This is a genomic window from Bradyrhizobium centrolobii, assembly GCF_001641635.1.
GTDB classification, from domain to species: Bacteria; Pseudomonadota; Alphaproteobacteria; order Rhizobiales; family Xanthobacteraceae; genus Bradyrhizobium; species Bradyrhizobium centrolobii.
In genome coordinates, this window is record NZ_LUUB01000063.1 from 19,808 (window position 1) to 37,705 (window position 17,898).

General features: G+C 63.7%; 18 protein-coding genes. 8 read left to right on the forward strand and 10 right to left on the reverse strand.

From position 1 onward, the window contains the following. Nucleotides 1-353: 353 nt before the first annotated feature. Nucleotides 354-1,625 (reverse strand): MFS transporter, encoded by a 1,272-nt coding sequence (locus AYJ54_RS20165; RefSeq protein ID WP_063701519.1) that lies wholly within the window; start codon nucleotides 1,623-1,625, stop codon nucleotides 354-356. Between the two features lie 422 nt (nucleotides 1,626-2,047). Between AYJ54_RS20165 and AYJ54_RS20170 the strand changes: the two genes are divergently transcribed. From AYJ54_RS20170 to ptsN, 8 genes are all read left to right on the forward strand, one after another. Next, a complete protein-coding gene (locus tag AYJ54_RS20170) occupies nucleotides 2,048-3,406 on the forward strand; it encodes a UbiA family prenyltransferase (protein ID WP_082905758.1) in 1,359 nt (452 codons plus the stop codon). Between the two features lie 116 nt (nucleotides 3,407-3,522). Then, complete coding sequence (locus AYJ54_RS20175) at nucleotides 3,523-4,137, forward strand: ribonuclease D (RefSeq protein ID WP_063701521.1); 615 nt, start codon at nucleotides 3,523-3,525, stop codon at nucleotides 4,135-4,137. Nucleotides 4,138-4,293: 156 nt separating this feature from the next. After that, a complete protein-coding gene (gene lptC / locus AYJ54_RS20180) occupies nucleotides 4,294-5,040 on the forward strand; it encodes an LPS export ABC transporter periplasmic protein LptC (RefSeq protein ID WP_063701768.1) in 747 nt (248 codons plus the stop codon). Nucleotides 5,041-5,062: 22 nt separating this feature from the next. After that, nucleotides 5,063-5,767: an LptA/OstA family protein gene (locus AYJ54_RS20185; RefSeq protein WP_063701769.1), complete on the forward strand. Its 705-nt coding sequence runs from the start codon at nucleotides 5,063-5,065 to the stop codon at nucleotides 5,765-5,767. 216 nt (nucleotides 5,768-5,983) lie between these two features. Then, nucleotides 5,984-6,979: an LPS export ABC transporter ATP-binding protein gene (gene lptB / locus AYJ54_RS20190; protein ID WP_063701523.1), complete on the forward strand. Its 996-nt coding sequence runs from the start codon at nucleotides 5,984-5,986 to the stop codon at nucleotides 6,977-6,979. Nucleotides 6,980-7,070: 91 nt separating this feature from the next. Beyond that, nucleotides 7,071-8,687 (forward strand): RNA polymerase factor sigma-54, encoded by a 1,617-nt coding sequence (gene rpoN, locus AYJ54_RS20195; protein WP_063701525.1) that lies wholly within the window; start codon nucleotides 7,071-7,073, stop codon nucleotides 8,685-8,687. Between the two features lie 81 nt (nucleotides 8,688-8,768). Then, nucleotides 8,769-9,368, forward strand: a complete 600-nt coding sequence (hpf, locus tag AYJ54_RS20200) for a ribosome hibernation-promoting factor, HPF/YfiA family (RefSeq protein WP_063701527.1) — start codon at nucleotides 8,769-8,771, stop codon at nucleotides 9,366-9,368. A gap of 213 nt (nucleotides 9,369-9,581) precedes the next feature. Further along, nucleotides 9,582-10,043, forward strand: a complete 462-nt coding sequence (gene ptsN / locus AYJ54_RS20205) for a PTS IIA-like nitrogen regulatory protein PtsN (protein ID WP_063701529.1) — start codon at nucleotides 9,582-9,584, stop codon at nucleotides 10,041-10,043. Between the two features lie 215 nt (nucleotides 10,044-10,258). Here ptsN and AYJ54_RS20215 read toward each other — a convergent pair whose 3' ends face one another. The 9 genes from AYJ54_RS20215 to AYJ54_RS20255 all read right to left on the reverse strand — a co-directional run bounded on the left by AYJ54_RS20215 (nucleotide 10,259) and on the right by AYJ54_RS20255 (nucleotide 17,881). Next, complete coding sequence (locus AYJ54_RS20215; protein WP_063701771.1) at nucleotides 10,259-10,501, reverse strand: hypothetical protein; 243 nt, start codon at nucleotides 10,499-10,501, stop codon at nucleotides 10,259-10,261. A 111-nt stretch (nucleotides 10,502-10,612) separates the two neighbouring features. Then, a complete protein-coding gene (locus AYJ54_RS20220; protein WP_063701533.1) occupies nucleotides 10,613-10,885 on the reverse strand; it encodes a BQ00720 family protein in 273 nt (90 codons plus the stop codon). Nucleotides 10,886-10,935: 50 nt separating this feature from the next. After that, nucleotides 10,936-11,361 carry an Hsp20 family protein gene (locus AYJ54_RS20225; protein WP_063701534.1) on the reverse strand — a complete coding sequence of 142 codons (426 nt, stop codon included), beginning with the start codon at nucleotides 11,359-11,361 and terminating at the stop codon, nucleotides 10,936-10,938. Nucleotides 11,362-11,642: 281 nt separating this feature from the next. Next, complete coding sequence (locus tag AYJ54_RS20230; RefSeq protein WP_063701536.1) at nucleotides 11,643-12,734, reverse strand: sn-glycerol-3-phosphate import ATP-binding protein UgpC; 1,092 nt, start codon at nucleotides 12,732-12,734, stop codon at nucleotides 11,643-11,645. 6 nt (nucleotides 12,735-12,740) lie between these two features. Next, nucleotides 12,741-13,589: a sn-glycerol-3-phosphate ABC transporter permease UgpE gene (gene ugpE, locus AYJ54_RS20235; RefSeq protein WP_063701538.1), complete on the reverse strand. Its 849-nt coding sequence runs from the start codon at nucleotides 13,587-13,589 to the stop codon at nucleotides 12,741-12,743. Next, nucleotides 13,589-14,470, reverse strand: a complete 882-nt coding sequence (gene ugpA / locus AYJ54_RS20240; protein ID WP_063701540.1) for a sn-glycerol-3-phosphate ABC transporter permease UgpA — start codon at nucleotides 14,468-14,470, stop codon at nucleotides 13,589-13,591. Before ugpA ends, ugpE begins: the two co-directional genes overlap by 1 nt. Before the next feature lie 50 nt (nucleotides 14,471-14,520). Further along, nucleotides 14,521-15,837 (reverse strand): sn-glycerol-3-phosphate ABC transporter substrate-binding protein UgpB, encoded by a 1,317-nt coding sequence (ugpB, locus tag AYJ54_RS20245; RefSeq protein WP_063701542.1) that lies wholly within the window; start codon nucleotides 15,835-15,837, stop codon nucleotides 14,521-14,523. 228 nt (nucleotides 15,838-16,065) lie between these two features. After that, the gene (locus AYJ54_RS20250; RefSeq protein ID WP_063701544.1) at nucleotides 16,066-17,271 is read right to left on the reverse strand and encodes a CaiB/BaiF CoA transferase family protein; all 1,206 of its coding nucleotides are present in this window, start codon (nucleotides 17,269-17,271) and stop codon (nucleotides 16,066-16,068) included. Between the two features lie 184 nt (nucleotides 17,272-17,455). Further along, nucleotides 17,456-17,881 (reverse strand): organic hydroperoxide resistance protein, encoded by a 426-nt coding sequence (locus tag AYJ54_RS20255; protein WP_063701545.1) that lies wholly within the window; start codon nucleotides 17,879-17,881, stop codon nucleotides 17,456-17,458. Nucleotides 17,882-17,898: the final 17 nt, after the last annotated feature.

Here is a 17,898-nt window from a genome sequence, read left to right on the forward strand (position 1 = left end):
ACCTGTAGGTGAGGCGTCGCTTCGGACTACTTAAGGAGATCGCTCAAGTGCCGTTGAAATCCCATCGGACCCAAAGAAAGCCCAGCCGAGGGCCGGGCGGCCGGCACTCTGGTGCCCTGTCAGTGCTCGGAGGGTTGAAAACGGTACACGACGCCGGTACACAAGACCCTACCGGACGGCTGAAAATCCCAGCAAATGCAGGCGTTCTGGGCGGTGGCGATCCAGTCCTTGGCACCACTTTGCGGAATTTGGATGCAAAATGGGGCTGCTTCCGATCAGTGGAGGTAGCAGGCGGCGATCCATCCATCGCTCTCGCGACGGCCCCCTATTGCGCCAAATCGGCCCGCTTGCCGTCAGACGACCCGCCTGCCGGCCCGATTCGCGACCGATTTCTGCACAAAGTACATCGCGACCAGCGAGACGATCGACGTCGCTACGACGATGTATCCGAGCCGGTCGAAATGGATCAGCGAACCATCCGGGTCTTGCGCGATGATCGCGGCGGCGAGCACCGAACCGAGCCCGCCGGAGAGCTGCTGCAGTGACGCGCTGACCGCGCTGAACGAGCCGCGCTGACTGGGATCGGGGATTGCCGACATCAGGGCCTGCGACGGGATCATACGTGAGAAGATGCCGACGAACATCAGGACGTTGACGAGGATCGCCGTCGCGAGCGAGACGCGGCCGAGATGGGTATAGATCAGCACCATGATCACCGACACCACGCTGCCAAAGACAAAGGTCGGATATTTGCCGAACGCATCGCTCGCTCTGCCGACCAGCGGCCCCGTGACGATGCTGAACAGGCCGGAGACGAGATAGATCGTCGGCAGGTGCAGGATGTCGATGCCGAGATTATGCACGGTGAAGGCGCTGGAGAAGGGCATCAGCATGAACCCGCCGGTCGCCAGCAAAGTCGTGACAGCGAAGGCCAGCGTATAGCGCGGCTGTCCGACGGTCGCTATCAGGTGGTGGAAGGGGTTCTTGTCCTGCTTGAGCCGCAGATGCGCGTCGACCGGCTCCATCGCCAGCGCGATGATTGCGATCGCGACGATCGACAGGCCGACGATCGCAACGAAGCAGAAATGCCAGCTCCAGTGATTGGCGAGAAACAGCCCGGCCGGAATGCCGAGCACCTGGCTCGCGGCGAACGCCGTCTGGACGAATCCCATCACGCGGCCGCGCAGATGCAACGGGAACAGGTCGGTGATGATGGCAAGTACGACTGAGCCGATCACGCCGCCGAACAATCCGGTCACGATCCTGCCGAGCAGCAGGACATGGTAGTTCTGCGCTGCGGCGCAGAGCATGGTTCCGAGCGTGAAGCCGACATAGAAGAACAACAGCAGGCGCTTGCGATCGAAGCGATCGGCAAAGCCGGCGGCCAGGATACCCGAAAGTCCCGCGCTGAACGCGTAGGCCGAAACCGCGACGCCGAATTGCGCGGCCGTGATGTTGAGCGAGGGCATCAGGATGGCGCCGAGCGGCGACATGATGATGAAATCGAGAATGATCGTGAACTGTGTGAACGCGAGCAACGCGATGAGGAGCGACTGGTAGCGCGAAAAGCCGCGTTGGCGTTCCTGTTGATCGTCGATAGGCGCAGCGAGCGTCTGTTCGGTCATGACACTTAATTCGCGGTGAACGGGGGCAAGGGAGCGCGAGAAACTCGCAGATAGGATGGCACGGGACGATTTCCACGGGCGCATGACCCAAGTTCCGCTGGAATATGGAGCTCGTGCCGGATTGTGGGATCCATGCAACAGCCTGACTTCCAAAGAACCGTCCGTCTCCTCTCGCCAACCTCGATTGGGCGCCGCGCGCTTGCCTGACCGGGAGCGTGACCGCCCGGCCGGATATCCCGGCGATTCGATCCGAATTCGCAGCGATTTTGCACCGATTGGACCTGGGCATCCCGCGGCGGCCGTCCCCCTTCTCCACCCGAATTAAGCTGCCCTTAGCGAATGATCCCCTAGGGTTTTGGCCGTCCATTTCCCTGCTCCCCGGCCAAGGGCCGGTCATGCCGCGGTCAATAGAGCGTTTTCGGATGGAGCAGCCTGTCTGGCAGTACGATTCTGGCACGCTCGAGCCGTCGGCGACCCCGGCGCTGGCGGGCACGCTCGTCATTGATCTCGAAGGCGCCCTGCTGCGCTCGCAGCTCGCCTTCGAGGCGTTCTTCGCCGATGTCGGTGGCGCGTTCGCCCGCCTGCGCGCGAAGGGCTCGCTGAGCCGGGCGGCGCTTGAGGATGTGCTGGCCCAGGCCGAGGTCGACTACGCCCATCTGCCCTACGACGCCGATGTCCTGAGCCAGGCGCTGGCGGCGCGGGCGCGGGGCGAGAAGATCTATCTCGTAGCTGGCCGCTTTGCTCATCATGCTGCGGGAATCGCCTCGCATCTCGGCTTCGATGGCGTCGTTGCGCCGGCCGCGCTCGTCACGGGCGATGCCCTGCCGTTCGACCGTGGCTCGATCGAGCGGATCAGCGACCGCAGCGGTAGCCGTCCGGCCAGCCCGAAGACATCCAGTCTGAAGACTTCCAGCCTGAAGATTTGGGCGAAGGCGCTCCGCGTCTACCAATACGCCAAGAACACGCTGGTGTTCGTGCCCGCCATCACCGCGCACCAGATGCACCTCGCGACGCTCGGCTATGCGCTGCTGGCGTTTCTGGCGTTTTCGGCCTGCGCGTCGGGCGCCTATCTGATGAACGATCTGCTCGATCTCGCGGCCGACCGGCAGCACCCGACCAAGCGCCATCGCGCGCTCGCGGCCGGTGACTTGCCGATCTCCTCCGCTCTGCTCGCAATTCCGGCGCTGTGGCTGTTCGCGGTCGCCGCCAGCCTCTGCATCTCCGCCGTCTTCCTCGGCGTGCTCGGCGCCTATCTCGTCACCACCATCGCCTATTCGCTGGTGCTCAAGCGCAAGATGCTGGTCGATGTCGTGACGCTCGCCGGTCTCTACACGCTGCGCATCATCGCCGGTGCCGTCGGCGTCGGCGTCGTGCTGTCGGAATGGCTGCTGATCTTCTCGCTGTTCGTGTTCACCTCATTGGCGCTGATCAAGCGCTTCAGCGAGCTCAGCATGCGCCAGGGCGCAGGGCTCGCCGACCCCTCCAACCGCGACTACAGGATTACCGACCTGCACGTGATCGCCGCGATGGCGGCCGCGAGCGCCATGAACGCGGTGACGGTGTTCTCGCTCTACGTGTCGTCATCGGCCGTGACGCCGCTGTACAGCCGCCCCTGGATGCTGTGGCTCTTGAACCCGCTGCTGCTCTACTGGTTCGGCCGTGCCCTGATGATGGCGCATCGCCGCGAGATGCCCGACGATCCCATCATCTACACCTTCCGGGATGCGGCCAGCCGCATCACGGTGGCGGCGATGATCTGCATCATGCTGGCGGCGATCTGACCGAGCCTGCAAGGCGCACCCGGCGCTTGCGCGGCCCGCCTCCAGTGGATACATCGCGGGCAATCCGATTAGCCTATTATGCCGACGCGCCAATTCGAGTGAGGTTTTGAAACGCCATGACCGTACGCCTGCATCGCGGTGATCTGCCCGACCTGTCCCGCTACACCGGAGCGGTGGCGATCGACACCGAGACCATGGGGCTGAACCCGCACCGCGACCGGCTCTGCGTGGTGCAGCTCTCGCCCGGCGACGGCAGCGCCGACGTGGTGCAGATCCCGAAGGGCCACACCGACGCGCCGAACCTGAAGGCGCTGCTCGCCAATCCCGCCATCACCAAGATATTCCATTACGCGCGATTTGACATCGCGGTGCTGTACCAGGCCTTCGGCGTGATGGCGCAGCCGCTCTACTGCACCAAGATCGCCTCCCGCCTGACGCGCACCTATACGGACCGCCACGGCCTCAAGGACCTCGTGCGCGAGGTGCTCAATGTCGACCTCTCCAAGCAGCAGCAATCCAGCGACTGGGGTTCCGACAGCCTGACTGAGCCGCAGCTCGCCTATGCCGCCTCCGACGTGCTGCATCTGCATGCGCTGCGCGAGCGGCTGGATGCCATGCTGGTGCGGGAGGGCCGCACGGCGCTGGCCCAGGCCTGCTTCGACTTCCTGCCGACGCGGGCCCGGCTCGACCTCCAGGGCTGGGAGGCCGAGGACATTTTTGCGCATTCCTAAAGGCCCCGACCGGCTGCCAAGGAAGGCCGCCGCCCCGTTTCGGACACAGTCGTACCGCCTGTCGCAGGCTGCATACTCCGCAGGTAGCGGGTACAATGGGGCGTCCTCGATCAGGAGCCTTCGACTGGAAAAGGCTAGCGACGTCCCGGAGCAGTGGTGAACTCGGCCCACAATCCAACCTATGACGCCGCGCTCGCGGCGCGGTTTGCCAGCGCGGCGCGGCACAGCCGGCTGGTGCGGATTCTGCGCATCGCGGTGCCGGGCGCGGTGCTCCTGTCCCTGGCGGCCATCATCGGGGTGTCGATCTTCAACCCGTTCCGCATGCTGATGCCGAACCTGCCGCTCGATTCCGGAAACATGGTGGTGTCAGGCACCAAGATCACCATGGAATCGCCGCATCTTTCCGGTTTCACGCCGGACCAGCGGCCCTATGAGCTCTGGGCCAAGACCGCAACGCAGGACATCACCGATCCCGATCATGTCGATCTTTCGGACTTGCGCTCGAAAGTCCTGATGGAAGATCAATCGACCCTGTTCCTCGATGCCCGCACCGGCAGGTTCGACAACAAGCAGCAGCAGCTCGACCTCCACAAGGACATCTTCCTGCGCACTTCGACCGGCTATGAGGCGCGGCTGAACTCGGCCTTCGTCGACATGGGCAAGGGCACGGTCTCCTCGGATGAGCATGTCGACGTCAAGCTCACCAACGGCACGCTGACCTCCGACCGGCTGCGAATCACGGAAGGCGGCGATGTCATCCGCTTCGAGGGCAATGTGGTGATGCACCTGGACAAGCTGAGCACGGACGAGCCGGCCGCGGCTCCGCCCGCACCCGCCGAGCCCCCGCCGCCGCCGCCAGCGAAGACGCGTGCGCCCCAGAACAAGTCTGCCAATTCAAGATGATTGCCACTTCAAGATGATTGTCATGGCCAAGTTTTTTCCGCGTGGCGAAGACAAGCGTAGCGCCATCGTCGGCGCGGCCGCGCTTGTCGCCTGTGCTGTGCTGATCGGCGCGGCGCAAGCACAGAGCACCATGCAGGGCGTGCCCAACGCGATGCAGGGCTTTTCGCAGAACCGCGATCAGCCGATCCAGATCGAAGCCGCTTCGCTGGAGATGCGCGACAAGAAGAAGGAGGCGACCTTCGCCGGCAATGTGAAGGTCGTGCAGGGCGACACCACCATGACCTCGAAGACGCTGGTGGTGTTCTACGAGTCGGGCGGTGACAAGGCGGCCACGCCGCAGCCTACGCCCGCGAAGGGCGCGAAGTCGGCGCCGATGCAGTCGGCGACGCCGGGCCCGGGCGGCAGCTCCTCGATCAAGCGGCTGGAAGCGCGCGGCAATGTCGTGGTCACCCAGAAGGATCAGGTGGTGACCGGCGAGACCGCCATCTTCGACACCAGGACCAACCTCATCACCATGCTCGGCGGCGTGGTCTTGACGCAGTGCAAGAACGTGCTGCGCGGTGACCGGCTGATGGTCGACATGACCACCGGCGTGTCCCGCGTCGAATCCGACAGCGGCAAGGTGCAGGCCCTGCTGCCGCAGGGTGGCGGAAATGATTGCGGCGGGCAGTCCAAGCCCGGGGGCGCCCCGCCCCTGCAATTGCCGGGGGCAAGTAAACAAAAGTAAATTCCAAATGTAAATTCAATGGCTTAAATTGGGCATCGGCGATCCGAGGTTGAAGCCGGCCGGACAAGACTGTATCTACCGCAACGGGCTTTCGAAGCGGGATCCGCTTAACGAGGATGTCTCCTGGGCAGGAGACATCCTTTCATTCATGCTGCGCGGGCGAATTGCAACCGCACGGCAGGTCGCGGGATCACCGTGAAAGGCTAGAAGGCGGGGATGGTCGATTTACTCAGCATGTTCCGTCGGCGCCCCGCCAAACGCGGCCGGCCAGGATTTGCGCGCCAGGATGTCCGCCACGACATTACCGCACTCGGTGACGGCGTCGGTGGTCTCATGACCAGCCCCGTGCGCGATGCGCCCCCGATCGCGCGCGAGCAGCCGCTCCAGGCCGCGGACCAGTTCCGCGCCGAAGCTCCGCGGCCGCGTCCGCAACCGGCTCAGCCGGTCCCCAGGAGCAACGGTTCCGCCGGGCCCCAGCTCCTCAAGCGGCAGGGCTTCCTGGCTGTGCATAGCGTGGAAAAGAGCTTTGGCAGCCGCCAGGTCGTGCGTGGCGTCAGCATCTATGTGCGCCGCGGCGAGGCGGTCGGCCTGCTCGGCCCCAACGGCGCCGGCAAGACCACGGTGTTCTACATGATCACCGGTCTGATCAAGGCCGATCGCGGCGCGATCGAGCTCGACGGCCACGACGTCACCAAGCTGCCGATGTATCAGCGCGCGCGGCTCGGCATCGGCTATCTGCCGCAGGAAGCCTCGATCTTCCGCGGCCTCACGGTCGAGCAGAACATCCGCGCCGTGCTCGAAGTGGTCGAGCCCTCGCGCAAGAAGCGCGAGGCGCAGCTCGACGCCCTGCTCGACGAATTCAACATCACGCGCCTGCGCAAATCGCCGTCGATCGCGCTGTCCGGCGGCGAACGGCGCCGCGTCGAGATCGCGCGCGCGCTGGCGACGCGTCCGAACTACATGCTGCTCGACGAGCCCTTCGCCGGCATCGATCCGATCGCGGTCGGTGACATCCAGGACCTCGTTCGCCATCTCACCAATCGCGGCATCGGCGTGCTGATCACCGATCACAATGTGCGCGAGACGCTCGGCCTCACCGACCGCGCCTACATCGTCTATGCCGGTGAAATACTGACCGAGGGCAGTCCGGACGAGATCGTCAATGACCCCGACGTCCGCCGCCTTTACCTTGGTGAGGAGTTCCGCCTCTAGCCCGTTTTTCCAATTCGTCAAGGCGTGTACATCGGGCTTGGAGTAGGATAAGCAAAAATCGGACCAAATTTTTGGGAACGGTTCTTGCTTCATGGCGCTGACGCAGAGATTAGAGTTCCGGCAATCGCAGTCGCTGGTGATGACGCCGCAGTTGATGCAGGCGATCAAGCTGCTGCAATTGTCGAATCTCGATCTCACGACCTTCGTCGAGGAAGAACTTGAGCGTAATCCGCTGCTGGAGCGGGCCAATGACGAGCCGGCCGGGGGCGAGGCTCCGACTGAGGCCGCCCAGTTCAGCGATTCCGACGATTCCGGCGGCAGCAATGGTGACGAAACGGGCACCGGCGAGGCCTTCGAGCCGGGCCAGGAGGAATGGCTGAGCCGCGATCTCGGCACCCGCGCCGAGATCGAGCAGACCCTCGACACCGGCCTGGACAACGTCTTTTCCGAGGAGCCGGCCGAGGCCGCCGCGCGCAACGCCCAGGATGCCGCGCCGACCGTCTATACCGAGTGGGGTGGCGGCGCCTCCGGCGACGAGGATTATAACCTCGAGGCCTTCGTGGCGGCGGAGACGACACTCGCCGACCATCTCGCCGAGCAGCTCGCGGTGGCCTTCTCCGCGCCCGCGCAGCGCATGATCGGCCAATACCTGATCGACCTCGTCGATGAAGCCGGATATCTGCCACCGGATCTCGGCGAGGCTGCCGAGCGGCTTGGCGCATCGCAGCGGGACGTCGAGGACGTTCTCGCCGTGCTGCAAAAATTCGATCCCCCCGGCGTCTGCGCGCGCAATTTGAGTGAATGTCTCGCGATCCAGCTCCGCGAGCTCGACCGCTACGACCCGGCGATGCAGGCACTGGTCGAGCATCTCGATCTCCTCGCCAAACGCGACATTGCGGGGCTTCGCAAGGTCTGCGGCGTCGATGACGAAGACATCGCCGACATGATCGGCGAAATCCGCAGGCTCGACCCCAAGCCCGGCATGAAGTTCGGCTCGTCGCGCCTGCAGACCATGGTGCCGGACGTCTATGTCCGTCCGGGTCCCGACGGCGGCTGGCACGTCGAGCTCAATAGCGACACCTTGCCGCGCGTGCTGGTGAACCAGACCTACTATTCCGAGTTATCGAAGAAAATCGGCAAGGACGGCGACAAGTCGTATTTCACGGATGCCTTGCAGAACGCGACCTGGCTCGTCCGCGCGCTCGATCAGCGCGCCCGCACCATCCTGAAGGTTGCGACCGAGATCGTGCGCCAGCAGGACGGCTTCTTCACCCGCGGCGTAGCGCATCTGCGGCCGCTCAATCTCAAGGCGGTCGCCGACGCGATCCAGATGCATGAATCCACGGTGTCGCGCGTCACTGCCAACAAATACATGGCGACGAATCGCGGCACTTTCGAGCTGAAATATTTCTTCACGGCTTCGATTGCCTCGGCCGACGGCGGCGAGGCGCATTCCGCCGAAGCCGTCCGTCACCACATCAAGCAACTGATCGATGCAGAAGAGCCATCCGCGATCCTGTCGGATGACACGATCGTGGAACGGTTGCGAGCCTCGGGCATTGATATTGCCCGCCGCACGGTCGCGAAGTACCGCGAAGCCATGCGCATTCCTTCCTCGGTGCAACGCCGTCGCGACAAGCAGAGCGCTCTTGGTAACGTCCTCTCCACCGCATTGTCCGACCGCTCCCGCAACACCGAACCGGCCTGATTGCGTCGGCGCCAAATCGCGGTACTCTCAATCTCCCATCGGGAAAGATCCAAGCTGGGCACCAACCAAGCGAGGCATCACATGACTCTCCGGATTTCGGGAAAAAGCATCAGCGTCGGCGAAGCCTTGCGCGGCCGCGTTGCCGACCGCACCGACGAGGTCTTACGCAAATATTTCGACGGCAATTATTCCGGCCACATCACGCTGAGCAAGGACGGCTTCGGTTTCCGCACCGACTGTGCGCTGCATCTTGATTCGGGAATTACGCTCGAGGCCGATTCGAACGCGCCGGACGCCTATGCCAGCGCCGACCAGGCGCTGCTGATGATCGAGAAGCGGCTGCGCCGCTACAAGAGCCGGCTGAAGGACCGGTCGGCCCGCAAGGCCGCTGCAGCCTCCGCCCAATTCGCCGGGCTCGATGCGACGAGCTACGTCCTGGAGGCGCCGACGGAGGGCGAGGACGAACTGACCGGCTACAACCCCGTAATCATCGCAGAGGCGACCACCTCTCTGAAACTGCTGTCGGTCAGCGAGGCGGTCATGGAACTCGACCTGAGCGGGGCCCCCTGCTTGGTATTCCAGCACGGCTCCTCGGGCCGGGTGAACATCATTTACCGCCGCGCGGACGGCAATGTGGGCTGGATCGACCCGCCAGGAGGTAAGTCGGACGGCAAAGCCTAATGCCCCGGACGTACCCCCGCTGCCCCTTAACAATTGACGGGGCAAAGCCGAACGCGGGAGTTGGCACCGGGATTGCGTTGGAGTAGAAGCGCCCCACATCAGGACCGGGGCTAAGTCCGCCTCCTGCTTCACCTTCTTGACAACGGTCCAGCGCGGTTCTCGCCAAGCTGGCCAATTCGGAACCTGACGGTTTAATTCACCTCGGAAAGCTCCATGCCGATTACCGATCTGGTCGCACCCGAGGCGATTCTCCCGGCATTGAAGGTCAACAGCAAGAAGCAGGCCTTGCAGGAACTCGCAGCCAAGGCTGCTGAGCTGACGGGGCAGAACGAGCGCGCGATCTTCGAAGTGCTGCTGCAGCGGGAAAAGCTCGGCACCACCGCGGTCGGTTACGGCGTCGCCATTCCGCACGGCAAGCTGCCCAAGCTGGAAAAGATTTTTGGCCTGTTCGCGCGCCTCGATCGCCCGATCGATTTCGAGGCAATGGACGGCCAGCCCGTCGATCTCGTCTTCCTGCTGCTCGCGCCCGAAGGCGCCGGCGCCGATCATCTCAAGGCGCTGGCACGCATCGCCCGCCTGCTGCGCGACCAGGACATCGCCAAGAAGCTCCGCGCCTCGCGCGATGCCCAGGCGATCTATTCGGTGCTGGCACTGCCGCCCGCGACTGCGGCGTAATTCGCCAGGTTCAATCGCTCCCGCGAAGACGGTGTGCTCCCTCTCCCGCTTGCGGGGGAGGGCTGGGGTGGGGGTGTCTCCGCTGGCGACACTCCCGACGTGGAGAGAGCCCTCACCCGCCGCGCTTTGCGCGTCGACCTCTCCCGCAAGCGGGAGAGGTTGAGCGAGCCCGCGGCCCAACTGATTCTACTTAAGGCCCACCGCGCCTTGGAAATCTAACTATCAGTCTGGACCGCAATCACGACAAGCTCATTGCCGTCAATCGTTTGCGTCCTTCGCCAAACATTATGTCGATTTGGAATGGGTTCAAAACCGGCGTACATGTTCTGGGCCGCTTTCTTTTTGAGTTCGGGAGGAAGTGTCTCAAGCCGATCGCCGAAACCTTGAAAGTTGCTGCGCCTCCTCTGAGTGACGTAACTAATGTCTTTGTAGATCGCTACATAGGTGTAGAGCGGCATCGCACCCTCTCTGATTTCTGCGAATTCCCACATCCAATTGCTGAAACGAAAACGGGCACGCCTTCGTGTGAAGGCATGCCCGTTTGAATCTCTATGCGCGTGCGAGTCGCGTCAGTGCACGCTCACCGCCTGCAACTCGTTGCTCCAGGCATTCGCGATCGCGGCCTCGCGGCTGTCGGTCAGCATGATCGGCGTGCCGTCAGCGGCGTGGAGTGCGAAGAGCTTGATGCCCGGCGCGATCTTCGGTGCCTCAGGAAACAGGTCCGGCACGTCCTCGGAGCGGATCTGCTTCACATAGGCGATATGGCCCTCGCCGAGCGTCGCCAGCGTTTCGGTTGAGACGTTCTTGGCTTCGTATTCGTACGCAACGTAACCGTCGTTCATGGTCTCGACTCCTTCAGGAGACTAAGCGGTCGAGTCCGCTACTCGTTCCATTATTCGTGTTCATTGATAGCGATTGTCTTAACGATCCTCTCCGGTTCCGGCCGGGCAAGATCGATCGACAACAACCCGTTTTTCAGATCCGCACCCAGCACCAGCATCCCCTCCGCCAGCACGAAGGTGCGCTGGAAGTGGCGCGCGGCGATGCCGCGATGGATGTATTGCCGGGTCTTGTCGTCCTGCTGCCGCCCGCGGATCACGAGCTGGTTTTCCTCAATGGTTACATCGAGTTGGTCGCGGGTGAAGCCGGCGACCGCCAACGTGATGCGTAAGCGTTCCGGCGCACCGTCGGATCGTTCACACCTCTCGATATTGTAGGGAGGGTAACCGTCGGCGCCTTTGACGACGCGATCGAGCACGCGCTCAATCTCGTCGAAGCCCAGAAGGAACGGGCTGGAAAGCGTGGGAACACGAGACATAGTTTACAAAGTCCTCTCGAAGCGACTTTGACGTTTCAGGGCCCGGAGTGGCGCCCCTTGGTCAACAATATGGTCATATCCCGTGCGGGTTCAAGCACCTAGCCGGGGTCGGTGGATTCGTCGTTCCGGCGTGGCGCGAAGCGTCGAATCCGGAATCTCGCGCCGTAACCTGTGGATTCCGGGTTCGCCCTTCGGGCGCCCCGGAATGACCGTGGAAGGCCACATCGGCTACTTTGCATGGGGTTGTTTTCGATATTTTTAATCGCCCCTGACGGAAAGCCTCACACCTCGATCCGCGTCCGGCCGTCGCCGCTGAACAGATGCAGCTTTTCGCGCACCGCGGCGACGCGGATTTTCTGGCCGATCGCCGGGGCCTCGGTTCCGGGAACCCGGACGATGACATCTCCAGGCGGCAATTCGCCGGGATTGGCGGCAACCCGCTCCTCGTCCTGCTGACGCGAGCCATAGACGAAGGTCTCGGCGCCGACGCGCTCGATCGCCTCCACCGCTAGCGGAAGCGCGACGCCACCTGTGGGGGTCTGATCGGTGATGACGAAATCCTCCGGGCGGATGCCGAGGATGCCGGCCTCGGTCGCACGGCCGTTGCTGCCGAGCTGCGACTTGATCTCGTCCGGCTGCGTCGACATCAGGTTCATCGGCGGCGCGCCGATGAACGAGGCGACGAACGTCGTCGCCGGCTTTTCGTAGATCGCCAGGGGGTTGCCGATCTGCTCGACCTGGCCGCCATTCATCACCACCAGGATGTCGGCGAGCGTCATCGCCTCGAGCTGGTCGTGGGTGACGTAGATCGAGGTCGTGTTCAGCCGGCGCTGCAATTTGCGGATCTCGACCCGCATCGCGATGCGCAGCTTGGCGTCGAGATTCGACAGCGGCTCGTCGAACAGAAACACCTTTGGCTGGCGCACGATGGCGCGGCCCATGGCGACGCGCTGGCGCTGGCCGCCGGAGAGCTGCCGCGGCTTGCGCTCGAGCATCGGCGCCAGCTCGAGGATGCGCGCCGCTTCCTCGACCCGGGTCTTGATCTCGGCCTCAGCCATGCCGCGATTGCGCAGGCCGTAGGCCATGTTGTTGTAGACGCTCATATGCGGATAGAGCGCGTAGTTCTGGAACACCATCGCGATGTCGCGGTCGGCGGGCTCGACCTGGTTGACGACGCGGCCGCCGATGTCGATCTCGCCGCCGGTGACGGTCTCGAGCCCCGCGACCATGCGGAGCAGCGTCGACTTGCCGCAGCCGGAGGGACCGACCAGCACGCAGAACTGCCCGTCGCCGACATCGACATCGACGCCTTTGATCGCCTCGAAGCCGCCGGGATAGGTCTTGCGGACGTTGCGCAGGGTGACGTTAGCCATGAAAACTCACTTCTCGGTCTCAACGAGTCCGCGCACGAACAATTTCTGCATGACGACGACGACGAACACCGGCGGCAGCATCGCCAGCACGGCGGTCGCCATCACGACCGGCCATTCGGTGAGCGCGTCGGTGGTGGTGATCATCTTGCGGATGCCGACCTGGATGGTCTGCATGTCGTCGCGCGTGGTGATCAGAAGCGGCCAGAGATACTGATTCCAGCCGAGGATGAAGAGGATCACGAACAGTGCGGCCATGTTGGTGCGCGATAGGGGCAACAGTGTATCCCAGAAGAAGCGGAACGGACCGGCGCCGTCGATGCGCGAGGCTTCCAGCAGCTCGTCCGGCACGGTCATGAAGAACTGTCGGAACAGCAGCGTCGCGGTGGCCGACGCGATCAGCGGCAGCGACAGGCCGGCATAGCTGTCGAGCATGTGCAGATCGGCGACGATCTTGTAGGTCGGATAGATGCGCACCTCGACCGGCAGCATCAAGGTGATGAAGATGATCCAGAAGATCGGCATCCGGAACGGAAAGCGGAAATAGACGATCGCATAGGCCGAGATGATCGAGATCGCGATCTTGCCGACCGCGATCAGCAGCGCCATCACCAGCGAGTTCAGCATCATGTTGCCGACCGGCTCGCGGGTCGAGCCGCTCGTGCCGATAAAGATGGTCTGGTAGTAGACCTCGAGGAAATGTCCGCCCGGCAAGAGCGACATCTGCCCGTTCGCGATCAGCGCGTTGTCCTGGGTGGAGGCGATGAAGGCGAGATAGACCGGGAATGCGACGATGGCGATCCCGATCCAGAGGATGACGTGGGCGACATAGCGCCGAAAGCCCTCTTCCTCGACCATCAGTAGGTCACCTTGCGTTCGACGAAGCGGAACTGGATTCCCGTCAGCACGATGACGATGACCATCAGGATGACCGATTGCGCTGCGGAGCTGCCGAGATTTCCGCCCAGGAGTCCGTCGGTATAGACCTTGTAGACCAGCGTTACCGTCGATGTGCCGGGACCGCCGCGGGTCATGGTGTCGATGATGCCGAACGTGTCGAAGAAGGCGTAGACGATGTTGACGACCAGGAGGAAGAAGATGGTCGGCGACAGCAGCGGGAAGATCACGGTCCAGAACCGCCGCATCGGGCGCGCGCCGTCGATCGCCGCTGCCTCGATCACGCTCTTCGGGATGCTCTGAAGGCCGGCGAGGAAAAACAGGAAGTTGTAGGAGATCTGCTTCCAGGCGGCGGCGAGGATGATCAGCAGCGCGGCCTGGTTGCCGTCGAGCAGCGGATTCCAGTCGACGCCGCCAGCGCGAAGATAGCGCGAGAGCACGCCGAGCGAGGGGTGCAGCATGAAGATCCAGAGTACGCCGACCACGGGCGGGGCGACGGCGTAAGGCCAGATCAGGAGCGTACGGTAGAGCGTTGAGCCGCGCAGCGGCCTGTCCGCCATCACGGCGAGCAGCAGCGCGAAGGACAGCGACGAAACGGCGATGGCGAACGAGAAGAAGAAGGTTCGGACGATCGCCTCGAAATAGGCGGGCTCCTTGAAGAGGTCGAGGTAGTTCTCGAACCAGACGAAGCTGGTCGACAGACCAAAGGCGTCCTGGAGCAGGAAGGATTGGATGACCGCCTGCGCGGCCGGCCAGTAGAAAAAGATCAGGACGATCGCGAGTTGCGGCGCAACCAGCGCATAAGGCAACAGCTTTGACTGGAAAATGGCCTGCTTTTGCATGACGTCAGGAGAGCGGCAGGCCACGCATTCGCGGCCTGCCGCTCATCGCCTCACTTCACGGCGGTCTTTTCGAACTGGCGCAGCATCTGGTTGCCGCGCTCGACGGCCGCGTCCAGCGCCTGCTTGGCGGTCTTCTTGCCGGCGAGTGCCTGCTCGATCTCTTCCGACCAGACGTCACGGAGCTGAACCATGTTGCCAAGGCGCAGGCCGCGCGAGTTCTCGGTCGGCTCCTTGTTGGTCAACTCGAGCAGCGGCGTCTCGAGGTAGGGCTGATCCTTGTAGAAGCCCTCGGCCTTCGCCTTCTCATAGGCCGCCTTGGTGATCGGCAGATAGCCGGAGGCCTTGTGAATATACACTTGGCGATCAGTGTCCGAGAGGAAGGTCAGGAATTTCGCAACGCCCTTGTACTCCTCGGCCGACTTGCCGCCCATGACCCAGAGCGAAGCGCCGCCGATGATCGAGTTCTGCGGCGCGCCCTTGACGTCCGGGTAGTACGGCATCGGCACGGCGGTGAAGTTGAACTTGGCCTGCGCCTTGACGTTGCCGAAGAAGGCCGACGAGGTCAGGTAGATCGGGCATTCGCCGGAGGTGAAGCGACCCTCGCCGGTGTTGGTGCGGCCGGCATAGTCGTAGGTCTTGTCCTTCTGGAGCTCGACCAGGTTCTCGAGATGCTTGACCTGGAGCGGTCGGTTGAACTCCAGCACGGTGTCGAAGCCGTCGAGGCCGTTGGCCTTGCTGGCGAGCGGCACGTTGTGCCAGGCGGAGAGCTGCTCGAGATTGACCCAGGTGACCCAGGAGCCGGAGAAGCCGCAAGTGGCGTGGCCGTTGGCGTGGAGCTTCTTGGCGGCATCGAATACTTCAGGCCAGGTTTTCGGGATCTCGACGTTGGCCTTCTTGAGCTCGTCGAGGTTTACCCACATGACGGTCGACGACGAGTTGAAGGGGAAGGACAGCATCTCGCCCTTCGAGGTCGAATAGTAGCCGGTGATCGCGGGCAGATAGGCCTTGGGATCGAACTTCTCGCCGGCGTCGGTCATCAGCTTGTAGACCGGTTTGACCGCGCCGGTCGCGGCCATCATGGTCGCGGTGCCGACTTCGAACACCTGCATGATGTGGGGCGCGTTGCCGGCACGGAAGGCCGCGATGCCCGCGTTCATGGTGTCGGCGTAGTTGCCCTTGTAGGTCGGGACGACCTTGTAATCGCTCTGCGACGCGTTGAAGTCGTTGGCGAGCTTGACGATGACGTCGTTGTTCGCGCCGGTCATCGCGTGCCACCACTGGATTTCAGTCACGGCCAAGGCCGGCGAGGCGGCACAGCCGAACGTGACTGCAACAGCGGCAGCCGCAGCAAATTGTCGAAGAGCCATTTGGAAAAACCTCCCCCTTTTCGGCCATCATGAAGAGCGCTTGCGCTAGCAGCGCCATATGACGTTCACATGACTGTGTAAGCGGCCGAAACGAAAGCGGCAAGCGCTGGAAAAGGGAAGCCGTCAAATAGGCGAAGGCGCTTCCGGCAGCCGCCGCCGTTCGCGGTGCACACGCGTGCCCGCGCCGCAGTGCGGCATCGGCTGTCGGATGCGAAGGGCGAGGGCCTTTTAGCGCTTGCGCTCGGGTCCGCAGACCACGCCCTTGGCGACCATCGCGTCGATCTCGGCCTTGGAGTATCCGAACTCCCCGAGCACCTCGGCGGAGTGCTGGCTGAATTTCGGCGGCACGCGACGCAGGCTCGGCTTGCTGCGATCGAGCCGGATCGGCGAGGCGACGCCCTTGTACCAATCCTTCTCGATAATATCGCCGCGGTAGAGCGTGTGCGGGTTGGTCAACGCCTGGTCGATCTTCTGCACCGGGCCTGCCGGCAGGCCCGCGGCGAGCAGGCGATTGCAGAGCGGCTCGGCCTCGTGCTGGCTGAACACGGCGGCAAGCTCGGCGCGCAGCGCCTCGCGATTGGCGATGCGGTCCTTGTTGCGGGCAAAGCGCGGATCGGTGCCGAGCTCCGCCTTGCCGATCTCCTTGCACAATTTGCGGAAGGTGCCGTCGTTGCCGACGCCGATGAAGATGTTGTCGGTCTTCGTCGGGAAGATCGCGTAAGGAACGAGATTGGGGTGCTCGTTGCCGGTCAGGCCGGGGGGCTTGCCATGCATGAAATAGTTCGCGGTGTGCGGATGCATGATGGCAAGGCCGGTCTCGTAGAGCGTGGTTTCCAGGAACTGGCCCTGGCCCGAGCGCTGCCGTTCCGACAGTGCCATCAGGATGCCGATCGCCGCATAAAGTCCGGTGGTGATGTCGACCAGCGGCACGCCGATCCGCATCGGGCCGCTCTCGGGCGAGCCGGTCGCGGCGATCATGCCGGTCATGGCCTGGATGATGGCGTCGTAGCCGGGGTTGCCGCCGCGCGGACCGTCGGCGCCGAAGCCGCAGATCCGGCAATGCACGAGGCGCGGGAATTTTTCGCGCAGCACCTCGTTGCCGATGCCCCATTTCTCCAGCGTGCCCGGTTTGAAATTCTCGATCAGGACGTCCGCGGTCTCCAGCATCTTGAGCAGCACGGCGCGGCCACCCTCGGAGGCGAGGTCGAGGCCGATCGAGCGCTTGTTGCGGTTGATGCCGACGAAATAGGCCGCGTCGTCCTCGTGGAAGGGAGGGCCCCACTCGCGCACCTCGTCGCCCGCGGGCGGCTCGACCTTGATCACGTCGGCGCCATGGTCTGCGAGGATCTGCGTGCAGTAGGGGCCGCCGAGCACGCGCGTGAGATCGATGACGCGCAGTCCGCTCATTGCGCCCAAAGCGGCTTCAGAACTCATGGCAGCAAACCTTCGCTTCAACCCTGTGATGATCGTCGATCTCAGGCCTAGCGAGGTTTGTCTGCGCCAGCAATGGCGTCCGGAGTAGGGCGGCATGCACTGCCGCGTCTCAATCCCGCGGCGTGGCAAATCAAGGGAAGTGGCTGGCCCGAGGGGGATCTCGGGCCAGCCAGCCCGCCGTCGATCAGACGACCTTCAGGCGAACGTCGACATTGCCGCGGGTGGCGTTGGAATAGGGACAGACCTGGTGCGCCTTCTCGACCAGCGCCTCGGCCTCCGCGCGGGGGACGCCGGGCAGGGAGACGGCCAGATCGATGTCGAGGCCGAACCCGCCCTCGGAACGCGGGCCGATGCCGACCGTTGAGGTGACGGAGGCGTCAGCCGGGACCTTCGGGCCGCCCTGCGAGGCCACGAACTTCATTGCGCCGATGAAGCAGGCGGCATAGCCGGCCGCGAAGAGCTGTTCGGGATTGTTGCCGGCGCCGCCACCACCACCGAGCTCCTTCGGCGTGGTGAGCTTGACGTCGAGGGCGCCGTCGAGGGTTGCGGCATGGCCGTCGCGGCCGCCGGTGGCCTTCGCGCTGGTCTTGTAGAGGACATTCACGGACATTTTCGTCTCCCTGGGGT